We start from the raw sequence: 26,062 nt of genomic DNA on the forward strand, positions 1-26,062 counted from the left end.
ACAAACTTTCTCAGGAGGGGAGACAATCCCCTTCTGAGTTATACGCTCCGCGTGGATGCGCAGTGATTTTGATAAGAAGATGTCAGCAGAGCTGACCAAAATCACGCGCCAAGTCTCCGCGAGCGTCGACTTGAACTCAGAGTGGATGTCCCCTCTTCTGTAGATGGGGATATCACAAAATTTGATCGTACACATAAATATATAAAAGAAAGCCATCGCACTGGCAAATCTTGAGGGGATCTCTCATTTTTACAGCGCGGTGGCTTTTTGCGACATTTAAAGTTGATGTGACATTATGTCCGCAAAGATGCTATAATAGGGTAAGAGCAAAACACATCAAAAAATAGGTCTTCTGGCGCGGAGCGTTTGTGTGGCGGAAAACCTGAAAAGAGGACACGCTATGGTTGCAAATTATCTGACCAGTACGGCATTTATGCTCATTGTACTTCTGATTCTGTTTGTAAAGATCTGCAATGATATGAAGCAGGAAAAAATCAAACGAATGTATCAGATCCTGGATATGGTGGTCGCCCTGTATGTACTGTTGGACGGGGCGTTTGCCACAAGTTTTCTTCTGGGTCTGAAGCAACTTCTGATACTTCGCCTGATCGTATTTTTGTTTTATCTCGTCTATGTGATCACTCCGTTTGTGTGGCAACTGTTTGTGCGCAGTTATGTGGAAGTTCCTCACAGCCGGTTATTCCGGATTCTTGAAAAGATTCCTCTGATCGTTCTGCTTGTCATGGTACTGATTTCTTTGCCGACCGGGTATGTATGGAAGATCAGCGAAGAGGGCGAGTATATGCGGGGAACGGGATTTCTGCTGTTTACGACAATCAATCTTTTTTATTATCTGGAAGCGTTTGGAAATGGCATTCACATTTTATACAAAAAAATGTATCGGAAGGATCACTATCTGTTGCAATCCCTGCTTCTTTCCACACTTCCGCTGATGGCGATTCTGGTAAATACCTATTTGATTCCTCTTCAGATGACCTATCCGTTTCAGCCTTTCTGTCTGGTACTCGGTACTCTGTTTGCCTATCTTTTTATGGCAGACCGGCAGAAGAATCTTTTGGAGGAAAGACATAATGCGAGACTCAACCTGGCGCTGGAAAAGGAAAAAGAAGCCTCTAAAAAAGCGTTGGAAGCTGGAAAAGTGAAATCTATTTTTCTGGCAAACATGTCCCATGATATTCGGACACCCATCAATGCGATTCTCGGATTTGCAGATATCATTGACCGTCATTCTGATGATGAGGCGAGAGTGCGTGATGCTGTAATGAAAATCAAAAGTTCCGGTTATGTACTACTGAATCTGATCAATGATGTCCTGGATCTCTCCCGGATTGAAAATGACAAACTTCAGCTGAATGAAGCTCCCACCGATCTGAATGAGATGACAGAGAAATTCAAAGAACTTTTTCATCCAGCTATGATGCAGGGAAAACTGAACTTTGAGATTCGTCGAAATCTGTCTCATCCATATGTTCTTTGTGATGAGGGAAAACTGCAAAGAATCTTGGTCAATATCATCAACAACGCAGTAAAGTTCACACCAAAAGACGGACAGATCACGCTTTCGGTTTCTGAACATTTACATTTCAGCGAATCTTCCACGGAAGCTCCCACTAAATATCTAACCGAATCTCCAACCGGTGAAGATAATGGGGATGGTTGGGGAAACTATGAGTTTTTGGTGCAGGATACAGGAATCGGCATCAGCAGGGAATTTCAGTCTCACATTTTTGAAGCCTTTGAACAGGAGCAAAATCCCACGATAAGCAATCCGTCCGGTGCGGGGCTTGGACTTTCGATTGTAAAGAAACTGGTCGACCTGATGAAGGGAAGCATTGAGATTGCCAGCACGCCGGGAAATGGAACCGCAATAAAAATTTCCTTTTCTTTTTTTAAATTAAGATCACAGGAAAACCCAAATGACGAGGAGGCAGAAAATTCCACGGTTAGCGAAGATCTCTCCGGCATTAAAATTTTGCTGGCAGAGGATAATGAGCTTAACCGCGAGATTGCTCTGGCGATTTTGGAAGAAAACGGGGCAGAAGTCACTTGGACCGCAAATGGAAAAGAAGCTCTGGATTGCTTTGAGCATTCTGAGGTTGGATTTTTCGATATCATTTTGATGGATGTTATGATGCCCGTCATGGATGGTCTTGAGTCTACCCGCAGGATTCGGGCGCTAAAACGCCCGGACTCACAGTCTATCCCCATTTTTGCTATGACAGCCAATGCATTTCAGGAAGATATCCAGAAAAGCAAAGAAGCTGGCGTTACCGCTCATTTCAGCAAACCGCTTGATTACGAACTGCTAATCAGAAAAACGAAAGAATTTGTGGGGATATAACGAAGAAAAAATAGTATTCATCTAAACGTGATTGGTCGTCGGAATTTTATCCGGCGACCTTTTTATTTCGGGGGGATAGATGGTTGGCCGAAGCAACCACGCCTGGGCGCGAAAGTGAGAATGTAAAGTAGGTAGAATGTAAAAATGTAAAGTAGAATGTGCAGAATATGTCGAGATAAATTATGTGTGTGACAGTTTTGTGAAAAAAGGTTTGCTAAAATGAACAGATATACTTAAATCGAAAAGATGACGATATACACTGGAATAATAGAATCAGTTACAGAAAAAGAAAATCTCCCCCAGATAAGAACTCCTTGCAGAAACCTGATAAATAACGTATAATGATCCAAGTCCGATATGAGAGTTTTTGTCTAATTTTTAGGAAAAACAACCAAAAAATTCCTGCAAAATCCGACAAATCGCCTTAAAACATCTGGACTTTAGTTGTACTTCCGATTCGGTTTCCGATATACGAACGTAGAAAATTCGGAAATTGGTGGAAGATGCAAGAGAAAATACGAAAAATGCAGGTAATAAAGTAATTATGAGAAAATTAGCATTAAGCGACGAGATTCTGCTGAGTGTTCAGCAACCAGCCCGCTACCTGGGCAACGAGATGAATGCCGTCATGAAAGACCCTGACTCCGTCGACATCCGCTTTGCGATGTGTTTCCCGGATGTGTACGAGATCGGTATGTCTCATCTCGGCATGCAGATCCTTTACGCGATGTTCAACAAGCGTGATGATGTGTACTGCGAACGAGTCTTCTCACCATGGCCGGATATGGATGAGGTCATGAGAAAGGAACATATTCACTTATTTGCGCTGGAGTCCCAGGATCCGATCCACGAGTTCGATTTCCTCGGTTTCACGCTTCAGTATGAGATGTGTTACACGAACATCCTTCAGGTGCTTGACCTTTCCGGAATTCCTCTGCATGCAGAGGATCGTAAGGAGAACGACCCGATCGTCATCGGCGGTGGTCCGTGTGCATATAATCCGGAGCCGTTAGCCCCGTTCTTTGACCTCTTCTACATCGGAGAGGGAGAGGTGCAGTACGACGCACTCTTTGATCTCTACAAGGAAATCCGTCGAAATGGCGGAAACAGAAACGACATCATTGAGGCCGCTGCCAAGCTCCCGGGCATCTACGCTCCGGCATTCTATGATGTCACCTACAAGGAAGACGGCACGATCGAGAGCTTCAAGCCGAACACCCCGGGCATCCCGGAGAAGATCACGAAGCAGATCGTTGTCAACATGGACGACGCTCCGTACATCGAGAAGCCGGTCGTTCCGTTTATCAAGGTTACACAGGACCGCGTGGTTCTCGAGATCCAGCGTGGATGTATCCGCGGTTGCCGTTTCTGCCAGGCAGGTAATGTCTACCGCCCACTGCGTGAGCACAGCCTTGAGTATCTGAAGCACTACGCATACGAGATGCTCAAGAATACCGGTCACGAGGAGATCACACTGAGCTCCTTAAGCTCGAGTGATTACTCCCACTTAAAGGAGCTTGTAAATTTCCTGATCGACGAGTTCCACGGCAAGGGTGTCAACATTTCTCTGCCGTCCCTGCGAATCGACGCGTTCTCCCTCGATGTCATGAGCAAGGTTCAGGATGTCAAGAAGAGCAGTCTGACGTTTGCACCGGAGGCAGGAAGCCAGAAGCAGAGAGACGTCATCAACAAGGGACTGACCGAGGAGATCATCTTAAAGGGAGCTTCTGAGGCTTTCCACGGCGGATGGAACCGCGTAAAACTTTACTTCATGCTCGGACAGCCGACTGAGACCGTCGAGGATATGGAAGGCATTGCACTTCTGTCTGAGAAGGTTGCAGAGCTTTACTACGATGAGATCCCGAAGGATCAGAGAAACGGAAAAGTTCAGGTTGTCGCAAGTTCCTCCTTCTTTGTTCCGAAGCCATTCACCCCGTTCCAGTGGGCGAAGATGTGCACGAAGGACGAGTTTTTGGAGCGCGCATACATCGTAAAACACAAGTTCCGCGAGATGCTCAACTTCAAGAGCCTCAAGTACAACTACCACGAGGCAGATTTGACTGTGCTCGAGGGAGTGCTTGCAAGAGGAGACCGAAAGGTTGCTTCCGTCATCGAGGAGGCCTACCACAAGGGCGCTCTGTTTGATTCCTGGTCTGAGTATTTCCGCAATGAAATCTGGATGGAAGCCTTTGAGACCTGTGGCGTGGACGTTGATTTCTACACGACGAGAGAGAGAAGTCTTGATGAAGTCTTCCCGTGGGATTTCATCGATGCCGGAGTGACGAAGGAGTTCTTAAAGAGAGAGTGGAAGAATGCGATGGACGCAAAAGTAACGCCGAACTGCCGGGAGCGTTGTTCTGGCTGTGGAGCGAGAGTATTTGAGGGAGGTGTCTGCTTTGAAAATAAGAATTAAGTTTGCCAAGGAAGGCACGATGAAGTTTATCGGTCATCTTGACATGATGCGATACTTCCAGAAAATCATGCGCCGTGCAGATGTCGACATTTGTTACAGCACCGGTTTCAGCCCGCACCAGATCATGTCGTTTGCTGCTCCGCTCGGCGTTGGAATGGAGAGCCGTGGCGAATATGTGGACATTGAGGTAAAGAGCACGGACTCCTCCGAGGAGATGCTTCGCCGGATCAATGAGGTCATGGTTGATGGCTCTGAGGTACTCAGCTATCGCGCTCTGCCGGATGATGCCTCCAATGCAATGTCAATCGTATCCGCTGCCGACTACCGCCTGCGCTTCCGTGAGGGCTATGAGCCGGAAGACTGGAGAGACTTCATGGACGGTCTTTTGTCCTTCATGAAGCAGGAGCAGATCCTGATCCTCAAGAAGACGAAAAAGAGCGAGAAGGAAGTCGACATCCGCCCGATGATCTACGAGCTTCACGAAGAAGAGAATCATGCGATCTTTTTGAATGTGGCAACCGGAAGCTCCGCAAACTTAAAGCCTTCGGCTGTGATTCAGGCATACATGGACAGCCGTAACCTGCCGTTATCCGAGTTTGCACTGATGATCACGCGCCTGGAAGTCTATGCACCGAAGAAAGAAGATCCTTCCACTCTGATTCCACTGGAAGAGTTTGGAGAAGATATTAAATAAATGAATAAGATGGTGATCACAAGATGGGAGAACCACCTTCTCACCGCCTGGTTTTCCGGCAAAGAACCGGTGGAACTTGGCATTGAGGAGAAGTCTTCCATTCTTGGAAATATCTATATTGGAAAAGTGAGCAACATCATCAAAAATTTAAACTGTGCGTTTGTAAACTTTGCGCCGGACCGCATCGGCTATTACAGTTTTTACGACAATCCCGTCTCGCTGTTTGCAGACGGGAAGGAGCGCAGTTTAAAATGCGGAGATGAGATCATTGTGCAGGTCGCAAAGGACGCAATGAAGACGAAAGATCCGGTTTTGAGCGGAAACTTGAACTTCACCGGCAAGTATGCGGTTCTGACGGCAGGAAAGACGCTGATCGGTTTTTCCTCGAAAATCACGGACCGTTCCTGGAAAGAAGAGATCCGCCCGCAACTTGAGGAAATCCTCGGTTGCGAGGCGGGTCTGATTGTCCGCACAAATGCCTACGGACACAGGGAGGAGCTTGTTCGGGAGACGAAACTTTTGCTCGAGCAGTTTCACCAGATCAAAAAGGATGCCTCGTATCGCACCTGTTACTCGCTTCTTCGGGAGGCAGAGCCGGAGTACTTAAAGAGTCTTCGCGGATGCCCGCAGGGGACGCTTGAGGAGGTTATCACAGATCAGAGAGATGTGTATGAGACGATTCGTCAGTACTTAGAGCTCTACGATCCGGAGAGCATCTCCAAACTTCGTTTTTACGAGGATAAGATGGTCAGTCTGACGGCGCTGTATTCGCTTCACTCGGTGATGGATCAGGCGTGTCAGAAGCGCGTCTGGCTCAAGTCCGGCGGGTATCTGATTATCGAGTACACCGAGGCGATGACTGTCATTGATGTCAATACCGGAAAATATTCCGGAAACAAGAAGCAGGCAGAGGCGATCCGGATGGTCAATTTGGAAGCGGGAAAGGAGATTGCGCGTCAGCTTCGCCTTCGCAATATTTCCGGCATGATTCTTATTGACTTTATTAACATGAAAAATCCGGATGATAAGGCGGAGCTGTTGGAGGCATTGCGGGGATTTGTGAAATCCGATCCGGTAAAGACAACCGTCGTAGATATGACTCAGCTCGATCTCGTGGAGTTGACCCGAAAGAAGGAGAAGAAACCTCTTTGGGAACAGCTTCATCAGACAGAACGTCATACTCAGGAAAGTTAAGGGGATTGAATACAGATGAAAATTATTGTTGTGGGGTGCGGAAAAGTCGGTCTGACACTGACCGAGCAGTTAAACAATGAGGGGCATGACATTACGGTAATCGATAAGGACGGCGAAAAGCTCAGAAGCGTCACGGACAGCATCGATGTGATGGGAGTCGAGGGAAACGGCGCAATCTATCAGGTTCAGATCGAAGCGGGCATCAAGGACACCGATCTCTTGATTGCGACGACCGATTCGGACGAGTTAAATATGCTTTGCTGTCTGATCGCAAAGAAGGCCGGAAACTGTCACACGATTGCCCGTATCCGAAACCCAGAGTACGCAAATGAGACCCGTTATATCCGAGAGGAGTTGAACCTCTCGATGGCAATCAACCCGGAGCTTGCAGCGGCGAAGGAAGTTTCCCGCCTGATCAAGTTCCCGTCCGTCATCAAGATCGATACATTCGCAAAGGGAAGAGTAGAGCTGATGAAGTTTCTGATTCCGGAGAATTCGATTCTTCACAACATTCAGATCTTTGAGGTGGCAACGAAGTTGAAGTGCAACGTCCTGATCTGTGCGGTCGAGCGCGGTCACGATGTGATCATCCCGGACGGAAATTTCCGCCTGATGAGCGGGGACAAGATCTCGTTCATCGCAGCCCAGGGAGACGCGATGCATTTCCTTCAGCAGATCGGCATCGTCAGCAAGGCGATCAAGTCGGTCATGCTCGTCGGTGGCGGAAAGATCACCTATTACCTGGCAAGAATGCTTGATGAGGCTGGCATTCACGTCAAGATCATTGAGCAGGATTTAAACCGCTGTCACGAACTCAGCGAGCTTCTCCCACGCGCGATGATCATCCACGGCGACGGCTCGAACCAACAGCTCCTTCTCGAGGAGGGCATTGCACGGGCGGAGGCATTTGCGGCGCTGACCGGATTCGATGAGGAGAACATCATGCTCTCCCTCTATGCGGCAACGGTGACAAAGGCAAAACTCGTGACAAAGATCAACCGAATTGCGTTCGAGGATGTGATCCAGCAGTTGAACCTCGGAAGCATTATCTATCCGAAGATGATCACCGCAGACACGATCACGCAGTACGTCCGCGCGATGCAAAACTCAATGGGAAGTAATGTCGAGACGCTCTACAAGATCGTCGCCGGAAAGGCAGAGGCCCTTGAGTTCCGCGTCGGAAAAGATGCTCCGATGATCGGAATCCCGCTCGAGAAACTGAATTTCAAGAACAACCTGCTGATCGCCTGCATCAACCGAAATGGTCAGATCATTACTCCGCGAGGCAAGGATACGATTGAGGTCGGAGACACCGTCATCGTCGTGACGACGCACTCCGGACTGAATGATCTGAAAGACATCTTGAGATAGGCGGTGAAAAAGAGATGAATATTGGCGTTATTTTATATTTTCTCGGATGGGTACTCGGCGTGGAGGGAGTTTTGATGCTCCTTCCGTGTGCGATTGCACTGATTTTTCACGAGACAGCAGGGTGGTACTTCGTCGGCATCGGACTTCTCTGTGGAGTGATCGGCTGGACACTCGGACACAAACGACCGACGAACACCGTCTTTTATGCAAAGGAGGGCTTCGTATCGGTTGCCCTCAGCTGGATTGTGCTGAGTCTGTTTGGCGCAATGCCGTTTTATTTAAGCCGGGAGATCCCGCGCTTTGAGGATGCACTGTTTGAGGTTATTTCCGGTTTTACGACAACGGGAACGAGTATCCTGCCGGATGTGGAGGCGCTCAGCCACTGCATGCTCGTCTGGAGAAGTTTCACGCACTGGATCGGCGGAATGGGTGTTCTCGTCTTCCTGCTTGCGATTCTTCCGATGGCAAGTGGTTACAACATGCACATCATGAGAGCGGAGAGCCCGGGACCGTCCGTCGGAAAGCTCGTTCCGAGAGTCAAGACGACGGCAAAGATCCTCTATCTGATTTACTTTGCAATGACGGTGACTCAGATGGTTCTGCTCTTTTGCAGCGGAATGCCGTGGTTTGATACGCTGTGCATTTCGCTTGGAACCGCCGGAACCGGAGGATTTGGTGTTTTAAATTCCAGCTGTGGAGCTTACACGCTCTTTCAGCAGGCAGTCATCACCGTATTTATGATTCTGTTTGGAGTCAACTTTAACTTCTATTATCTGATGCTGATCAAAAAGCCGAAGGAAGCACTCCAGTCGGAGGAAGTGCGATATTATTTTGGAATCATCCTTGTCAGTGCACTTTTGATTGCATGGAACATCCGCGGTCAGTTTGCAAACATCTTTCTCGCCTTCCATCACGCACTGTTCCAGGTTGGATCGGTAATCACAACGACCGGATTTTCTACCGTGGACTTTGATGTGTGGCCCTCGTTTGCAAAATGGATTCTCGTCACACTGATGTTCATGGGAGCCTGTGCGGGCAGTACGGGTGGTGGACTTAAAGTCTCCCGTGTCGTGATTGCATTTAAGACGGCGAGCAGAGAGATCCAGTCCCTGATCCATCCGAGAAGCATCAAGGTACTCAAGTTTGAGGGAAAGACCGTCGATCAGTCGATCATCAAATCGCTTGGCGCTTATCTGGCAGGATATTTTTTGGTATTCTTTGTCTCGATTCTGATTGTCAGCCTTGACAATATGGATCTTGAGACGAATTTCACGGCGATTGCCGCGACGTTCAACAACATCGGTCCGGGACTTGCAAAGGCAGGCCCGACCTGTAACTTTGCCTTCTTCAGTCCGCTTTCCAAATTTGTCATGATGTTTGACATGCTGGCAGGACGCCTTGAGCTCTTCCCGATGCTCGTTCTTTTCTCCCCGAGAACCTGGAGAAAGGAATAAAGAGAATACGAAAAAAGATTGAGGCACTGTGGCGTTACTGGGCACGTGCGCGTGAACAGTAACACTGTGGCAAAAAAAGTTAAAAAAAGGCAAAAAAGTGGTTGACAGTTTAAAAAACGCATGGTATTATACATGAGTATGTGCCGCACAGTGTGGTTTGAAAGTTCCGAATCTGTTTCGGATCCGGACACCGAAACTGGCGAGTAATGATAATAGGAGGTGCCAATATGTACGCGATTATTGCAACAGGTGGTAAGCAGTACAGAGTAGCAGAAGGCGATGTCATTAAGGTAGAAAAACTTGGTGTAAACGCTGGCGAGACCGTTACCTTTGACCAGGTTCTTGCAGTTAAGGGCGAGGAGTTATCCATCGGATGCCCGACCGTTGCAGGTGCAACTGTAACCGGAACCGTCGTTAAAGAGGGTAAGGCTAAGAAAGTTATTGTTTACAAGTATAAGAGAAAGAGCGGCTATCACAAGAAGAACGGCCACAGACAGCTCTATACTCAGATCAAGATCGAGAAGATCAACGCTTAATTAGAAAATCACTATGATTAACGTTACAGTTTTGGTCGGTTCCGAACAGCGATATGAGGGAATCGAACTTCTCGGACATGCCGGGTATGCCGATGATCACCAGGATGGACAGGAGCTTGTATGTGCTGCTGTATCTGCACTGGCGCTCAACATGGCGAATTCTGTGGAACATTTCACGGAAGACCGGTTTGACGCAGAGGAAGACGAGGAGAGCGGGATGCTTCGGTTTCAGTTTACCGGAGACATCAGTCCGGAATCGGCGCTTCTGATGAATTCTTTGGTATTCGGCTTGCTGGATATTGAGGAATCATACGGAGAACCATATATTAAAATTCAATTCAAGGAGGTGTAAGTGATGTTTCAGATGAACCTTCAGTTGTTTGCTCATAAGAAGGGCGTAGGCTCCACTAAGAACGGAAGAGATTCCGAGTCCAAGAGACTTGGCGCTAAGAGAGCAGATGGTCAGTTCGTTTTGGCCGGTAACATTCTTTACAGACAGCGCGGTACTAAGATCCATCCGGGTCTGAACGTAGGTCGTGGCGGTGATGATACTCTGTTTGCAACCGCAGACGGTATCGTTCGTTTTGAGAGAAAGGGCAGAGACAAAAAGCAGGTTTCTGTTTATCCGAGAACAATCAACGAATAAGTAGACTTTACGGGCTTCATACTGATAACTCGGTATGAAGCCTTTTTTCTGTAAAAATCCCTATTCACTGTTAACTGTATACAAGAAAGGTAAGAGGTGACTCTTCAATGTTTGCAGACAGCGCAAAAGTTTTTATTAAATCCGGAAAAGGCGGAGACGGTCATGTCAGCTTCCGCCGGGAACTGTTCGTGCCGGCAGGTGGTCCTGACGGCGGAGACGGGGGAAAAGGCGGAGATATCATTTTTGAGGTAGATCCGGGCTTAAATACCCTGACTGATTTCAGACATGTAAGAAAATATATTGCTAAAAATGGAGAAGAAGGCGGAAAGAAGCGGTGCCACGGCGCAAATGCTGAAAATCTGGTCGTAAAAGTTCCGGAGGGAACGGTTATCAAAGATTTCGAGACCGGAAAGGTCATCGCGGATATGTCCGGTGAAAATAAACGCGAAGTAATCTTGAAAGGCGGAAAGGGCGGTCTTGGCAACATGAACTTTGCCACCCCGACGATGCAGGCTCCGAAGTACGCTCAGCCGGGTCAGCCGGGTCATGAGCTCTGGGTTCAGCTCGAGCTCAAGGTCATCGCAGACGTTGGCCTTGTCGGCTTCCCGAACGTAGGAAAATCTACGCTTCTCTCCCGCGTATCGAACGCGAGACCGAAGGTGGCAAACTACCACTTCACGACCTTAAATCCGCACCTCGGTGTGGTTGATCTCGACGGAAGTGCCGGTTTTGTCATGGCAGATATCCCGGGACTCATCGAGGGAGCTTCCCAGGGTGTTGGTCTTGGACATGATTTCCTGCGCCACATCGAGCGTTGCCGTGTTCTGGTTCACGTTGTGGATGCAGCCGGAACCGAGGGCAGAGATCCGATCGCAGACATCAAGGCGATCAACGAGGAGCTTTCTGCATACAATCCGGAGCTTTTAAAGAAGCCGATGGTCATTGCAGCAAACAAGACCGATTCGATCAATCCGGACGATCCGGACCCGATCGAGCTGTTAAAGAATGAGTTTGAGCCGGAGGGCATGACGGTATATCCGATCTCCGCGGTCAGCGGAAAGGGCGTCAGAGAGCTTCTCTACGCTGTTTACCACCTGCTTCAGACCGTAGAGCAGAAACCTGTGATCTTCGAGAAGGAGTTCGAGGTTGAGTATGCGGGAGACCGCAACCTGCCATACACCGTAACGCAGGAAGAGGAGGGTGTCTTCGTCGTGGAGGGACCGCGTATCGAGAAGATGCTCGGCTACACGAATCTGGAGTCTGAAAAGGGCTTCCAGTTCTTCCAGAAGTTCCTGAAGGAGAATGGTATTCTCGAGGATCTTGAGAAAGCCGGTATTCAGGAAGGTGACACCGTGCGCATGTACGGACTGGCATTTGATTACTATAAATAAACAGAAACGGGTATCCTAGAGATACCGATAAGGAGTAAACATGACAAGCAAACAGAGATCCTATTTAAAGGGACTCGCGATGACGATGGACCCGATTTTCCAGATCGGAAAGTCCAGCGTGACTCCGGAAGTGACTTCTGCAATCGCAGAGGCACTTGAGGCGCGTGAGCTGATCAAGATCACCGTTCTCAAGAACTGTCTGGATGACGGTCGTTCCATCGCAGAGGTTCTCGCAGAGCGCACTCACTCTGAGGTTGTACAGGTCATCGGCAAGAAGATCGTTCTGTACAAGCCGGCAAAGGATGAGTCCAAGAGAAAAATCGTTCTGCCGAAATAAAAAAGGATGTGCTTTAGCACATCTCGCGCCCAGAAATTTGATGGCATGATGGCATGGGACTGCTAAGAAAATGAGAACGGAAGTATAAGCGAGAAAACAATTAAAACAATAAATAGAAATACACAGCGGAAAGGAGCAGTCATATGGCGGATATCGGCATCATGGGAGGTACGTTTGATCCCATTCATAACGGACATCTGCTTTTAGGGGAACAGGCTTACCGGGAGTACGGACTTGCTGAGGTGTGGTTTATGCCGTCAGGCGATCCTCCTCACAAGACGGATCATCGGGTCACCCCTGCGACTGACCGCTGTGCGATGGTACGGCTGGCGATTCAGGACCGGCCGTATTTCAAATTTTCGGATTTTGAGGTGATGCGCGCCGGAAAGACGTACACGGCACAGACGCTTCGACTTTTGAGGGAACAGTATCCACAGCACCGATTTTTCTTCATCATCGGGGCGGATTCCCTCTATGAGATCGAGCACTGGTATCACCCGGAATCGGTTATGGCGCAGACCATTCTTCTTGTGGCAAACAGGGAGTACGAGAAAAATCACCGGGAGATTCAGGATCAGATTCGTTTCCTGAAAGCGCATTATAAGCATGCAGATATCCGGCTTCTGCACTGTGCGGAGATGGATGTCTCTTCCTGCGAACTGCGCAGATGGGAGGCGGACGGACAACCGATTCAGAATTTTGTCCCGGGATCTGTAAATGACTACATCGAGAAACACGGTCTGTATCATCCGGAGAGGAGAGAGACGATATGATTACATTGAAAGAGCAGATTATCACATTTCGCAGACAGCTTGAGACAAAGCTCGACCCGATGCGGTATGAACATTCTTTGAGCGTTTCCTTCACCTGTATGGCGCTTGCCATGCGGTACGGTTATGATCTGAACAAGGCGGAAGTTGCCGGTCTGATGCATGACTGCGCCAAGCGTTTTACAGATAACGAGCTGATCATCCGCTGCCGGAAACACAAGATTGATCTGACAGAAGATGAACTGCGCGCTCCTGCGGTCATCCATGCAAAGTACGGCGCATGGCTCGCAAAGAACAAGTACGGAATTCAGGATGAGGAAATTCTCTCTGCGATTCGCTGGCATACGACCGGAAAGCCGGAGATGACGATGCTCGAAAAGATTGTCTACATTGCAGACTACATTGAGCCTCGCCGTGACAAGGCATCGAATCTTCCTGAAATGCGTGCACTTGCGTTTCAGGATCTTGACCGCACGATGTATGAGATTCTGGCAGGAACGCTCGACTATCTGAATAAAAAGGGATCTCGCGTGGATTCCATGACAAAACAGGCATTTGATTATTATCAGGCTCTCTTATCAGAGCCAAAGAAAGGGGCATGACACATGGATCAGGCAAACAAGATGGCAAAACTGGCTGTCGGCGCACTGGAAGACAAAAAGGGAGAGGATATCAAGATCATTGATATTCATGAGATTTCCACACTGGCAGATTATTTTCTGATTGCCAGCGGAACCAATACCAGCCAGGTTCAGGCCATGACGGACAATGTAGAAGAGGTTCTCGGACGCGCAGGATATGAGTGCCGTCAGATCGAGGGCTATCAGAGTGCCGGCTGGATTCTGATGGATTACGGCGACATTATTGTACACGTCTTCAACCGCGAAGATCGTTTGTTCTACGATTTAGAGAGAATCTGGAGAGACGGAAAAGAGATCTCCCCGGAGGAGCTGTAAGGAATTGATTTAAGTTTTCCTTTTATATCGTTATATCGCAAACAAAGAGTAACAATCAAAAAACCAGTTTTTCTTTTATATCCGAAATAAGAGGGTATAAGGGCGAAAGCTGGTTTTCCTTGAGGATAAAACGCTGATCCGGGCAAATCAGGGTCATTCCATTCCGGTGGATGTGGAACTGGAGCAAAAGACCTCGCCGGATAAAGTGTCAGTACAGTATTTGATTATTCTATAAAAAAGATATTTTGCAGTAAATAATATAAACAGGGATGCAAGGTTCTTGATAATAGAACCCGGCATCCCTGTTTATTACTCCGTTTTTTCTCTAAAGTTTTTACTCTGTCAATGTCTTATTTGTAAAAGCAATTCCACAAACTGGAATTTGTAACGGAGAACTGTAATGATCGAAGAAACAACACTGGGTGGTATAACAACAAACGTATGCCTGCCTTTTTGTCTGTCAATCCCCCCTTATTGAGTCTATGTCGGCATTTTGCACAATTATTTCTTTCTATAATTCTGGCAAGATTGCCTATGGTATTTTTTCTTTCGATATGTTATCATATCAATGTTGTTTAGAAGCAATGCAGATTCGTAGTTATAAGCTGCGGAAATCGAAGTCGTTTACGGCAAATCGGTTTCCGCAGCTTTTTTGTTTGGAGGAGGAAAAAAGAATATGACAAACTACCTTGCTGAAGAAAAGATTTCGCATTTGATGCTGCGATTTTCCATTCCATGCATCATGTCGCTTTTGGTTTCTTCGCTTTATAACATCGTTGATCAGATTTTTATTGGCCGAGGAGTAGGGTATCTTGGCAATGGAGCAACGAATGTTGTTTTTCCAATCACCGTGATTGCATTGGCCGTTGCTCTGATGATTGGTGATGGCTGTGCTGCACACCTCAGTTTGTGCCTTGGCAGTGGAAAAACAGAGAAAGCCGAAAAAAGTGCAGGTACCGCAATTACTGTTTCAGTGACAGTAGGTATTTTGATGATGTTTTTGTTTCTGGCCTGTACCGAGCAGATTCTTGCAATTTTTGGTGCAACCGAAAATAATATCGAATATGCAAGAGAATACTTTCATGTTATTGCAATCGGCATTCCGTTTTATGTATTTACCAATGCAATGAACTCAATCATTCGTGCAGACGGAAGTCCCAAATTTGCGATGCTGTCTACATTGGTCGGCTGCATCATCAACTGTATCCTTGACCCAATCGCTATTTTTGTACTTCATTGGGGAATGTTTGGTGCAGCACTTGCAACGATTCTTGGTCAAATCGTGACGGCACTGTTGGCAGCATGGTATATGACACGCTGCAAGAGCTTTCATTTGCATTTCAAGAGCCTGTTTGCAGATTTTTCTACGGTTTCGAACTACCTCCCGTTAGGGTTCAGTAGCTTTTTGACGCAGGTTTCCATTGTGATCACGATGGGCGTTATGAATAACGCCTTGGTACGTTATGGCAGTATGAGCGAATACGGAGCAGATATTCCTCTGACTGTGTTCGGCATCGTAATGAAGGTGTTCCAGATTGCGATTTCCTTTGCCATCGGCATTGCCGCTGGTTCACAGCCTATTGTTGGTTTTAACTATGGTGCAAAGCATTTTGATCGTGTAAAAGAAATTTACAAGAAGATGATGTGTGCAGAAGTCCTGATTGGTGTCATCGCATTGCTGGCATTTGAGATCTTCCCTCTCCCAATCATTCGTATTTTTGGCAGCGAGAGTGATCTTTATAATCAGTTTGCAGTTTTTACGTTCCGGGTATATTTGTCTACGATTATTTTGTGCTGTGTTCAGAAATCTACCAGTGTGTTTTTGCAGTCGCTTGGAAAAACTGTGATGTCTTTTGCCCTTTCTTTGACAAGAGATATCGTGGTAAACATTGGTGTTGTACTGATTTTGCCACGTTATATCGGCTTAACTGGAACGCTACTGTCTGCACCAATCGCAGATGTTGTTTCGTTTGTGATGGTCGTACTAATGATGCGGTCGGTGTTCTGCTCTCTGAATCAGAAAAAATACGCAAAGTAAATGTTTGGCATATGCGTTGCTTAAAATCAGATAGATATAGCGATCAAAAGGGCTGACCCTGTTCAGCCCTTTATTATTTTCTTATAACCTATAAATTCCGATTTGTTTTATATATTTTCTCAACCACATCTTCTCAACCATAAAAATATAGCCAACGTAAAAAATTTACTGACTCTAAGGATGCGCACTCGGCGCAGGGGAAGATGGTTGCGACGGGGAGAAGCTGGCTTTTAAGAGCTGGCAAAAACGCCGGATCAGAGGAGTCTCGCTCTGTTGCAGGTAGTAGATTCCGACCGAGATTTTTGGAAGATCGAGAATCGGGATACAGCAGAGTTCCGGGTCCATGACATCCCCAAGGTCGGGAAGAACCGTGTAACCCATGCCGGCTTTCACAAGAGCCAGCGTCCCCTCATATCCATCCCCAAAATAACGCAGAGATGAGGCAGTGCGGTCACCTGCCTGTCTCTGCGCCTGGAAGATCACCTCATCAATCTTGTGCGGGATGCAGAGCACGACTTCCCCGCAAAGCTGTTCCAGCGTGATGGATGGAAGAGTGGCAAACGGGTGATCCGGCGCGCAGACGCATGCCATATGACAGGTAAATACCTCCTTATAACAGAAAGCAGGATTCTGATAAGCTCCGCGGATTCCAAACATCAGCTGAATCCGCCCATTCTCGAGCAGAGTTCCTATGTTTTCAAAAGAGACTATGTGGATCATCGGGCGAAGTTGCGGGTATTCCTTCTTTAAATCCCGAAGAATCCCGGGAATCATCTGAAGTTCTGCCTGATTGTGACAGCCGATCGCGAGGGAAATGCTCTGTTCCCGGCTCGCAAGGCGTTCCTTTGCGGATACTGCGATGTGGAGCATGTCATCGGCATCCGGGAGAAACTGTAATCCCTCCTGTGTCAGCGAGACGCTCTTGCTTGTGCGATGGAAGAGCTTTACATTGAGTTCCTTCTCAAGCGTATTGATCTGGTGGCTGACAGCGGGCTGGGTGATACTGAGTTCCTGTGCCGTGCGGGAAAAATTCAGAGTTTTCGCGACGGAGAGAAAACAAGTTAATTGAAAGGTATTCATTTGGATTGTCAAAACTCCTTTCTGTACTTTTCTATATTTTCCATGTCCTGTTTATCATCTATATCTTCTTTATCTTCATCGTTTTTATCTTTTACCTTTTTTCTTCTTTCGTGATTTTTTATTATTTCGTCATTTGAGTATGATTTATTTCATCATTATTTGATCGGTCCATCGTGTAGTTCGCCTTTATAGTTTACATAAAATAATTATGGAAACTATACATAAAACAATTCTGATTTCTTTTTAAGATCAATAAAACTTTTTTATAGATTATAACAGATTTGAATTTCTCAAACAACCGGATTTGAGATACAATACAGTCTTGTAATCGAAATTTGAAAAATACTTAAAAAATTTGAGATTTGAGAATGGTAACAAGAAAAAGACAAGAAAGCAACAAGAAAATCTCAAAGAAAAATCCGGAGGTGATCGTGATGATGATTCTTTTAAGACAAATCCGGCAGTATAAGAAGGATACCTTGCTGACTCCCCTGTTTGCGGGACTGGAAGTCATTATGGAAGTTTTACTGCCCTTTATTACAGCCAAAATCATTGATGAGGGACTGAATGGAGAGGATCTCTCTGCCGTTTATCGCTACGGCGCGCTCATGGTGGTGATGGCGATGCTCAGCCTGCTCTTTGGTGCACTTGCAGGAAAATATGCGGCAAGCGCATCGTCCGGCTTTGCCTGTAACCTGCGCGAGAGCATGTATGAGAAGATCCAGACGTTTTCCTTTTCAAACATCGACAAATTCAGCACGGCAAGCCTTGTGACCCGTATGACAACCGACATCACAAACGTGCAGAACGCGTTTCAGATGGTAATCCGCATCGCGGTTCGCGCCCCTATGACTCTGATTTGCAGTATGGTCATGTGCTTTGTGATCAGTCCAAAACTCAGTCTGATGTTTCTTGTGGCAATTGTATTTCTTGCAGTTGTACTTTTTACGATCATTCACTTTGCAACCCGCGTGTTTAATGAAGTTTTTGAGCGTTACGATGACTTAAATGCGAGTATTCAGGAGAATGTCTCCGCAATCCGCGTGGTAAAGGCCTATGTGAGAGAAGACCATGAAAATAAAAAATTCCGCAATTCCGCGCAGACACTCTATCGATTGTTTGTGAAGGCAGAGGGGCTTGTCATCCTGAATAACCCGATGATGATGCTTGTCGTCTACGGATGCATCATCGGAATTTCATGGTTTGGCGCAAAATTCATCGTTGCAGGAAGCATGACGACCGGCGAGCTGACCTCCCTTTTCAGTTATACAATGTCTCTGATGATGTCCTTGATGATGCTCTCAATGATCTTTGTCATGCTTACGATGAGCATGGCAAGTATCCGAAGAATCTGCGAGGTTTTAAAGGAAACTCCGGATCTTCAGAATCCCGACAAACCGAGAGAGAATGTTGCTGACGGAAGTATTGATTTCAACCATGTCTCGTTTGCCTATCGTCACGGAAGCGGAGAGGATACGTTAAAAGATATTGATCTACATATCCGCTCCGGGGAGACGATCGGAATCATCGGAGGAACCGGAAGCGGAAAGAGCAGTCTCGTCAACTTAATCAGCCGTCTCTACGACGCGACAGAAGGCTCTGTCTGCGTCGGCGGAGTCGATGTTCGCGAGTATGATCTGGAAGCTCTGCGAAATCAGGTTTCCGTCGTTCTTCAGAAGAACGTGCTGTTTTCCGGAACCATCCTTGAAAACCTGCGCTGGGGAAATGAAAATGCGACGAGAGAAGAATGTATTCATGCCTGTGAGTCTGCCTGCGCAGATGAGTTTATCGAGCGTTTCCCGGATAAGTATGACACTTATTTGGAGCGGGGCGGAGTCAATGTCTCCGGCGGTCAGAAACAGCGTCTGTGTATCGCGCGTGCGCTCTTGAAATCTCCGAAAGTATTGATTCTTGACGATTCCACGAGTGCAGTGGATACGGCGACAGATGCAAAGATTCGCCGTGCGTTTGCTGAGGAGATTCCGGGTACAACAAAACTGATCATCGCCCAGCGTATCTCAAGTGTGCAGTCGGCGGATCGGATTGTCGTTCTCGACAATGGAAAAATCAATGGAATCGGATCTCATGAGGAACTTCTCGCTTCCAATGAGATTTACCGGGAAATCTATGAATCTCAAAACCAGAACGGAAGCGGGGATTTCGACCAGAATCATGAGAATATTTCCAGTCCGAATGAGCCGAAAAAAACAGAAAATCCGAAAAATCTGTGAAAGGAGGAGACTTAAGAGATGAATCACACAGAGAAAAAAGATCGCATAGATCGCACAGATAAAAGAAATCATGTAGAGAAAAGAGATCACATGGATCAAGATCACACAGACAGAAACGATAGAACAACAAACAAAACGCAGGCAAACGATGCCTTCGGGGTTTTGAAGCGTCTGTTTGCCTACATGCTCGCGCATTACCGCGTGCAGTTTCTTCTCGTCGTCGCCTTTATTGTTATCGGTGCGATCTGCACGATGCGGGGCATGCTGTTCAGCCAGTCGCTCATCGACGATTACATTTTGCCGATTTTAAAATCCGATTCGCCGGAATTTCATCCGCTGGCGCAGGCGCTCACAAAGATCGCTGTGATCTATGTTGTAGGAGTTTTTTCTGCATACGCATACAACCGGATCATGGTTAATATCAGTCAGGGAACGATGCTGAAACTGCGAACCGAACTGTTTTCCAACATGGAATCCCTGCCGATTCGCTATTTTGACACCCATGCACACGGAGACATCATGTCGGTCTACACAAACGATGTCGACACCCTGCGACAGCTCTTTGGTCAGAGCATTCCGCAGGTGATCAACTCCGCTGTCACGATTGTCGCAACGCTGGTCTCAATGATTATCTTAAATATCCCGCTGACCATTTTGAGCGTCCTGATGTCGATTCTGATGCTTGTGGTGACAAAGAAAATCTCGGGGCTTTCCGGCAAATATTTCTACGCACAGCAAAAAGATCTTGGAACGGTAGACGGATTTATCGAGGAGATGATGGACGGACAGAAAGTCATCAAGGTATTCTGCCATGAGGAGACTTCGATCGAGGATTTCAAGAAAATCAACAATCAGCTTCGGGAGAGTGCCGACAAGGCAAACCGCTATGCGAATATTCTGATGCCGATCAACGGAAATATCGGAAACTTAAGCTATGTGCTCTGCGCAGTCTGCGGTGCACTGATGGCACTAAAGGGAATCGGCGGAACCGTGACAATCGGAACGATCATCGCCTTTGTCGCCCTCAACAAGAGTTTCACCCAGCCGATCACCCAGATCAGCCAACAGCTCAACTCAATCATTATGGCATCCGCCGGCGCCAATCGTGTCTTTGAGCTGATGGATGAGAAGCCGGAGGAAGATCACGGTTATGTTCAGCTCGTGAATGCAACCGAGGACGCAGATGGAACCATTCATGAGAGCAAAACCCGCACCGATCTGTGGGCATGGAAACATCCGCATCAGGCGGATGGAAGTGTCACCTACGAAAAGTTGAATGGTGAGATCGTGATGGACGGTGTTGATTTCGGCTACGATCCCTCTCATCTGGTTCTACATGATGTTCGTCTCTATGCAAAGCCGGGACAGAAGATCGCATTTGTCGGATCAACCGGTGCCGGAAAGACGACGATCACAAACCTGATCAACCGATTTTACGATATTCAGGACGGAAAGATCCGCTATGACGGCATCAACATCACAAAAATCCGCAAGTCCGATCTGCGCCGTTCGCTCGGAATGGTGCTTCAGGACACGCACCTGTTTACGGGAACGGTTATGGACAACATTCGTTATGGAAAGCTCGATGCGACCGATGAGGAGTGCATGGACGCAGCGCGTCTCGCCAATGCGGATGGATTTATCCGCAGACTGCCAAACGGCTATCAGACAGTTCTGACCGCGGACGGCGCAAGTTTAAGCCAGGGGCAGAGGCAGCTTCTTGCGATTGCGCGGGCAGCGGTTGCCGATCCGCCGGTTCTGATCCTCGATGAGGCGACCTCGTCGATCGATACGCGAACAGAGGCACTCGTGCAGGCAGGAATGGATGCGCTGATGAAAGGGCGCACGACGTTTGTGATCGCCCACCGCCTCTCCACAGTCAAGAATTCGGACTGCATCATGGTTCTCGAGCAGGGAAGGATCATTGAACGCGGAAATCACGACGATCTGATTGCACAGAGAGGAAAGTATTATCAACTCTACACCGGAAACTTTGCCGAAGGATAACTCAGGAGGGGAGACAATCCCCTTCTGAGTTATAGGTGGGGCATCACAATATCTCAGGAAAAACAAGAAAGCAATTTACAGAAAGAGAATCTATAATTTTGGTATCGTAATTGCAAGGGCGATATTTTGGATAAAAAGTAAGATTTTTCCTCATTTTCTAAATCTTATCCTTTATTTTGGAAAATTTAGAAAAAAGTATTTCATTTTTTCGATAAACTGTGGTATGATGTCTGAAAACAGAGTTTGAACCGGAATCCAAGAGAGAATTTAAGATTTAAGACGGTCTGGATCAAATTCAAACTCAGAATAAAAATGAACTGGGAAATGAGGAGGAAACGATTATGGCATTTGATATTACACCTTATGTAGATATGAGTCCGGCACAGGTGCGTCAGCTGATTCGTGAGGGAGTGATCGACTTCCCAACCGCTGGCATGTGCCGTGGATATGCACAGGCAAATCTTGTGATTCTTCCGCCGGAATATGCGGCAGATTTTGAAGAGTATGCAAATAAAAATCCGTTTCCGTGTCCGATTCTCGAGATCGTAAAGGGCACCCCAGACACTCATGCGATGGGGGAGGGCGGAAATATCTGCACCGATATCCCGAGATACCGTATCTACGAGAACGGTGTCTTCACCAAGGAACTGACCGATGTTTCCTCCTACTGGAAAGAGGGCTATGTCGGCTTTCTGATCGGATGTTCCTTCTCATTTGAGGAAGCGCTGATTCGCGAGGGCATTGAGATTCGCCATATCGCACAGGGCAGAAATGTTCCGATGTTCAAGACCAATATCCAGACCGTTCCGGCAGGTCCGTTCTCCGGTCCGATGGTATGCTCGATGCGCCCGATGACACCGGAGAATGCACAGAAGGCTTACGACATCACCGTTAAGATGCCAAACGTTCACGGCGCACCGGTACAGATGGGCGATCCGGAAAAAGTCGGTGTCAAAGATGTCATGAAGCCAGATTACGGCGAGGCAGTTGACATCTATGAGGGCGAGATTCCGGTATTCTGGCCGTGTGGTGTAACTCCTCAGGCGGCAATCGAGAATGCAAAACTTCCGATCGTCATCACCCATGCACCGGGTCATATGTTCATCACCGACATTCCGAATGCGGAGTTGAACGATTATCTGGAAGCACGCAAGCACCAGAAATAACAAAATCGCGCGCCAAGTTGATGGCTAATGCCTGCGTCGACATGAACAAATAACCGCAATTACAATTACATTCCTAAATTTATAATCAGAATCAAAATCAAATGAAGCCACCAGGGATTGTATCAAAATCTGATATGCTACCCTCATATAGGACAATGAAATATAAAAGTCCTATATGGGGTATTTTCATGTCTAGAAAAAGTAAAATCAATCCAATAGAAAAGGTAAAAATAGTTGAACGATATCTTAATGGAGAGATTGGAATACGTCAAGCAGGAAGAGAACTGGGTGCTGATCATACGAGTATACAAAGTTGGGTTTCCATTTATAAAAGTAAGGGACCTGTTGGATTGCTTGATCAGTCACAGAATAGCCATTATTCAAAAAAATTGAAACTATCTGCTATAAATGATTATCTTAATGAAAAAGGCTCTCTCTCCGCCATCTGTACAAAGTATGGGATTCGTTCAAAAAAGCAACTAATCGACTGGATTAAGGTGTATAATTCTGGTGGAATATTAAAAATATCCACTGGAGGTTCCTGCATGAAAAAAGCAAAATTAACTACTCTTGATGAGAGATTAAAAATAGTTACCGAATGCTTGGCAAATGACAAGAATTATGGGGCAATAGCAATGAAATATCAATGCTCCTATCAGCAAGTAATCCTTATGAAATGGATTCGGAAATGTTTATTCCAATGGGATGTGGATAGAAAAATCCTTATAAAGGTTATCCAAAACATGTATGAGACTTTCGTGTCAAATTAAGGTAAAATGGATTCGGAAGAAGATATTTTTACAGATGTCAAATACTGCTGGGAAAGAACTATGGAAAGGAAGTCGAAAGATGTTTTTGGGAAATGATGAAGTGAAATTTGAATTTGCACATGTTGGAATCAATGCGCAGACCCCGGAAGAAGGAGAGCGCATGAAAAATTTCTTTACGGATGTGATGGGATACCACGATTACCGGGAGATTCCGGCATCGTTTTTTACCGTTGATAACAAGATGGAATTGATGAAGAAGATGGGAAAAGGAACGATGGGCCATCTCGGATTTTTCGTCAACGACATGCCAAAAGCGATCGAATATCTCGAGTCAAAGGGCTATCCGGTTGATTATGATACCGCGAGATATGAGGAAGACGGAAAGACGATCCGCCTGATCTTCATCAAGGAGGAGATCAATGGATTCCGCATCCACATCACGGTGAAGAAAGCGCCGTTTTATGTAGAAGCAGAGAACTAAGATCTCTCAGAACAATCTAAAACCATATAAAAAAGAGTATGCCTTGGCACATTCTCGTGTCGAGTGCGTATATCCTTGCAAAAAAGCTCCCGCCCCTCGTCAGGATTCACGAAATGTGAACCCCATAAATGAGAGGCAGGAGCTTTTTTATTTTTACTCTACAGTTACAGACTTTGCAAGGTTTCTCGGCTGGTCAACATCGAGACCCTTTCCGATCGAGGTGTAGTATGCGATGAACTGCAATGCAACGATGATCGGGAATACCGTGAAGCGGTCATCCATATCCGGGATACGGATGTGGATATCTGCGAGATTCTCATCCACAACAGCGCTTTCCTTCGTCAGGAGAATGATGAAAGCACCGCGCGCCTTGACCTCACGGATGTTGGAAATCGTCTTTGCGAATACATGTTCCTGAGTCGCGATTGCGATGACCGGAACGTTGTCGGAGATCAGTGCGATCGTGCCGTGCTTGAGTTCTCCCGCTGCATACGCCTCCGCATGGATGTAGGAAACCTCCTTGAGCTTGAGCGCACCCTCGAGAGAGAATGCATAGTCAAGACCACGACCGATGAAGAACGCATCCGGATGATTGATCAGATGAACTGCAAGCTCGTGGAAGGTCTCCTTCTGAGCAAGCATCGTCTCCATTGCCGGAATCGCATCGAGGAGATCGGAGAGGAAGTCTCCAGCCTGTTTCTCGGTAAACTTTCCGCGAACAAGAGCCATTCTGCAACCTACCAGGTAGAGCGCTGCAAGCTGTACGGAGTACGCCTTCGTACTTGCCACCGCGATTTCCGGGCCTGCATGGGTGTAGAGCACATAGTCGCTCTCACGCGCAATCGAGGAACCCTTGACGTTGACAACTGCGAGTGTCTTAGAACCGTACTGGTGAGCGAGACGCATTGCTGCGAGCGTGTCGATCGTCTCACCGGACTGGGAGATGATGATCACCAATGTCTTCTCATCGATCAGCGGATCTTCGTAGCGGAACTCAGAAGCAATGCTTACCGCTACCGGAATGCGAAGCAGAGGCTCCATCATTGCACGCGCTACCATACCGGCATACATTGCCGTACCACAGGCAACGATGTGGATCTGGTTGCAGTTTGTGAACAGATCATCCGGAATCTTGTCAGCCGTGAAATCCGGGAGACCGTGACTCATTCTCGGAAGAATTGTGTTCTTCATTGCATCCGGCTGTTCGTGAATCTCCTTCATCATGAAATGCGGATAGCCGTTCTTCATTGCGGCGTCCATATTCCAGTTGACGGTCAGAATCTCCGGCGTAAACTTCGTGAAGGACTCATCGAGGTTGTAGACCTGTACCTTGTAAGGTGTCAATTTTACGATCTTTCCCTCCGGAACGACGAAATACTTGTTCGTGTAAGGAATCAGCGCTGTTAAGTCAGATGCAACCAGGGCACCGGAGTGCGTGTAGGATGCCACAAGCGGGCTGACGCTTCGGATCGCGTAGATCGAGCCCGGCTGATCATCAAACATGATACAGAAGCCGTAAGAACCGCTCAACTTCTCCTGAAGTTTGCTGATTGCCTTGAGCGGATCTCCCTCATAGAGAGAATCGAGTACCCATGCAGCTACCTCGCTGTCTGTCTGGGAGATCAGTCGGTCTTCTAAATGGTACTCCTGGGTCAGCTCGTGATAGTTCTCAATAATTCCGTTATGAATCAGAGTCACGCGTCCGGCGCGATGCGGATGCGCATTCTGCTCGGTTACACCGCCGTGGGTTGCCCAACGTGTATGACCGATTCCACAGTGAGATACCCCCTTGACGATCTCATCGCAGTATTCTCTAAGTGCCTGTACCTTTCCGGTTTTCTTTGCAAGACAGATGCTAGAATCCTCCATCACAAGGGCAATACCTGCACTGTCGTAACCGCGGTATTCCAGTCCTGCAAGTCCGTCTAACAGAATCTTGCGAGCATCCAAAGGGCCTGAGTATCCAATAATTCCACACATAATATAAATATCCTCTCTTTACTTTCCTGTCTTTCTTGTCTTTACAATCTACAATTCTAAATTCATTCTAAATTCTGCAATCTTTTTTAGCCTTGATTGACTTCTTACTTGATTCAATCTTGATTTGCGTTGATTTGCGATCTACCTAATCGGCCTTTTCATACACCTTTCCTTTTAAGCTTTTA

22 protein-coding genes and 1 pseudogene are annotated in these 26,062 nt (G+C 47.0%); 21 read left to right on the forward strand and 2 right to left on the reverse strand.

The genetic code is table 11. From position 1 onward, the window contains the following. The first annotated feature begins 400 nt into the window (after positions 1–400). The 16 genes and pseudogenes from ACR0QT_RS12195 (at position 401) to ACR0QT_RS12270 (ending at position 16,162) form a co-directional block, all read left to right on the forward strand. Positions 401–2,362: an ATP-binding protein gene (locus tag ACR0QT_RS12195; protein ID WP_432630991.1), complete on the forward strand. Its 1,962-nt coding sequence runs from the start codon at positions 401–403 to the stop codon at positions 2,360–2,362. Between the two features lie 544 nt (positions 2,363–2,906). Beyond that, positions 2,907–4,775, forward strand: coding sequence for a TIGR03960 family B12-binding radical SAM protein (locus ACR0QT_RS12200; RefSeq protein WP_432630992.1), 1,869 nt, complete (start codon positions 2,907–2,909; stop codon positions 4,773–4,775). Then, positions 4,759–5,469, forward strand: a complete 711-nt coding sequence (locus ACR0QT_RS12205; protein ID WP_432630993.1) for a TIGR03936 family radical SAM-associated protein — start codon at positions 4,759–4,761, stop codon at positions 5,467–5,469. The genes ACR0QT_RS12200 and ACR0QT_RS12205 overlap by 17 nt, the downstream gene beginning before the upstream one ends. After that, the gene (locus tag ACR0QT_RS12210) at positions 5,470–6,663 is read left to right on the forward strand and encodes a ribonuclease E/G (RefSeq protein ID WP_432630994.1); all 1,194 of its coding nucleotides are present in this window, start codon (positions 5,470–5,472) and stop codon (positions 6,661–6,663) included. A 15-nt stretch (positions 6,664–6,678) separates the two neighbouring features. Then, the gene (gene trkA, locus ACR0QT_RS12215; RefSeq protein WP_432630995.1) at positions 6,679–8,034 is read left to right on the forward strand and encodes a Trk system potassium transporter TrkA; all 1,356 of its coding nucleotides are present in this window, start codon (positions 6,679–6,681) and stop codon (positions 8,032–8,034) included. A 14-nt stretch (positions 8,035–8,048) separates the two neighbouring features. After that, positions 8,049–9,488, forward strand: a complete 1,440-nt coding sequence (locus tag ACR0QT_RS12220) for a TrkH family potassium uptake protein (protein ID WP_432630996.1) — start codon at positions 8,049–8,051, stop codon at positions 9,486–9,488. Between the two features lie 227 nt (positions 9,489–9,715). Beyond that, complete coding sequence (rplU, locus tag ACR0QT_RS12225; RefSeq protein ID WP_308452067.1) at positions 9,716–10,024, forward strand: 50S ribosomal protein L21; 309 nt, start codon at positions 9,716–9,718, stop codon at positions 10,022–10,024. Positions 10,025–10,037: 13 nt separating this feature from the next. Next, positions 10,038–10,376 (forward strand): ribosomal-processing cysteine protease Prp, encoded by a 339-nt coding sequence (locus tag ACR0QT_RS12230; protein WP_432630997.1) that lies wholly within the window; start codon positions 10,038–10,040, stop codon positions 10,374–10,376. A gap of 3 nt (positions 10,377–10,379) precedes the next feature. Next, a complete protein-coding gene (rpmA, locus tag ACR0QT_RS12235; protein WP_432630998.1) occupies positions 10,380–10,670 on the forward strand; it encodes a 50S ribosomal protein L27 in 291 nt (96 codons plus the stop codon). 107 nt (positions 10,671–10,777) lie between these two features. Further along, positions 10,778–12,061 carry a GTPase ObgE gene (obgE, locus tag ACR0QT_RS12240; RefSeq protein ID WP_432630999.1) on the forward strand — a complete coding sequence of 428 codons (1,284 nt, stop codon included), beginning with the start codon at positions 10,778–10,780 and terminating at the stop codon, positions 12,059–12,061. A gap of 40 nt (positions 12,062–12,101) precedes the next feature. Then, positions 12,102–12,398, forward strand: coding sequence for a ribosome assembly RNA-binding protein YhbY (gene yhbY, locus ACR0QT_RS12245; protein WP_308451805.1), 297 nt, complete (start codon positions 12,102–12,104; stop codon positions 12,396–12,398). Positions 12,399–12,541: 143 nt separating this feature from the next. Continuing rightward, entirely contained in the window at positions 12,542–13,171 is a 630-nt protein-coding gene (gene nadD, locus ACR0QT_RS12250) for a nicotinate-nucleotide adenylyltransferase (RefSeq protein WP_432631000.1), read from the forward strand. Beyond that, positions 13,168–13,770, forward strand: coding sequence for a bis(5'-nucleosyl)-tetraphosphatase (symmetrical) YqeK (gene yqeK / locus ACR0QT_RS12255; RefSeq protein ID WP_432631002.1), 603 nt, complete (start codon positions 13,168–13,170; stop codon positions 13,768–13,770). The genes nadD and yqeK overlap by 4 nt, the downstream gene beginning before the upstream one ends. A 3-nt stretch (positions 13,771–13,773) precedes the next feature. Beyond that, the gene (gene rsfS / locus ACR0QT_RS12260; RefSeq protein WP_308451802.1) at positions 13,774–14,124 is read left to right on the forward strand and encodes a ribosome silencing factor; all 351 of its coding nucleotides are present in this window, start codon (positions 13,774–13,776) and stop codon (positions 14,122–14,124) included. A 115-nt stretch (positions 14,125–14,239) separates the two neighbouring features. Further along, a pseudogene (locus tag ACR0QT_RS12265) lies at positions 14,240–14,326 on the forward strand (RNA 2'-phosphotransferase); the annotation flags it as partial. A gap of 474 nt (positions 14,327–14,800) precedes the next feature. Next, complete coding sequence (locus ACR0QT_RS12270) at positions 14,801–16,162, forward strand: MATE family efflux transporter (protein ID WP_432631003.1); 1,362 nt, start codon at positions 14,801–14,803, stop codon at positions 16,160–16,162. Between the two features lie 174 nt (positions 16,163–16,336). Here ACR0QT_RS12270 and ACR0QT_RS12275 read toward each other — a convergent pair whose 3' ends face one another. Next, positions 16,337–17,242 carry a LysR family transcriptional regulator gene (locus ACR0QT_RS12275; RefSeq protein ID WP_432631004.1) on the reverse strand — a complete coding sequence of 302 codons (906 nt, stop codon included), beginning with the start codon at positions 17,240–17,242 and terminating at the stop codon, positions 16,337–16,339. 434 nt (positions 17,243–17,676) lie between these two features. On the opposite strand from ACR0QT_RS12275, the gene ACR0QT_RS12280 reads away from it, so the two are divergent. The 5 genes from ACR0QT_RS12280 to ACR0QT_RS12300 all read left to right on the forward strand — a co-directional run bounded on the left by ACR0QT_RS12280 (position 17,677) and on the right by ACR0QT_RS12300 (position 23,897). Next, positions 17,677–19,473, forward strand: a complete 1,797-nt coding sequence (locus tag ACR0QT_RS12280; RefSeq protein ID WP_432631005.1) for an ABC transporter ATP-binding protein — start codon at positions 17,677–17,679, stop codon at positions 19,471–19,473. 90 nt (positions 19,474–19,563) lie between these two features. Further along, on the forward strand, positions 19,564–21,480 hold the full coding sequence (locus ACR0QT_RS12285; RefSeq protein ID WP_432631006.1) for an ABC transporter ATP-binding protein: 1,917 nt from the start codon (positions 19,564–19,566) through the stop codon (positions 21,478–21,480). Positions 21,481–21,821: 341 nt separating this feature from the next. Further along, positions 21,822–22,646 (forward strand): putative hydro-lyase, encoded by an 825-nt coding sequence (locus ACR0QT_RS12290; RefSeq protein ID WP_432631007.1) that lies wholly within the window; start codon positions 21,822–21,824, stop codon positions 22,644–22,646. 188 nt (positions 22,647–22,834) lie between these two features. Continuing rightward, positions 22,835–23,416, forward strand: coding sequence for a helix-turn-helix domain-containing protein (locus ACR0QT_RS12295; RefSeq protein WP_432631008.1), 582 nt, complete (start codon positions 22,835–22,837; stop codon positions 23,414–23,416). 79 nt (positions 23,417–23,495) lie between these two features. Beyond that, entirely contained in the window at positions 23,496–23,897 is a 402-nt protein-coding gene (locus tag ACR0QT_RS12300; protein WP_177977941.1) for a VOC family protein, read from the forward strand. A gap of 153 nt (positions 23,898–24,050) precedes the next feature. Here ACR0QT_RS12300 and glmS read toward each other — a convergent pair whose 3' ends face one another. Then, complete coding sequence (gene glmS, locus ACR0QT_RS12305) at positions 24,051–25,877, reverse strand: glutamine--fructose-6-phosphate transaminase (isomerizing) (RefSeq protein WP_432631009.1); 1,827 nt, start codon at positions 25,875–25,877, stop codon at positions 24,051–24,053. Between the last annotated feature and the right edge of the window lie 185 nt (positions 25,878–26,062).

Source organism: Brotaphodocola sp., assembly GCF_050873365.1.
GTDB lineage: Bacteria > Bacillota > Clostridia > Lachnospirales > Lachnospiraceae > Brotaphodocola.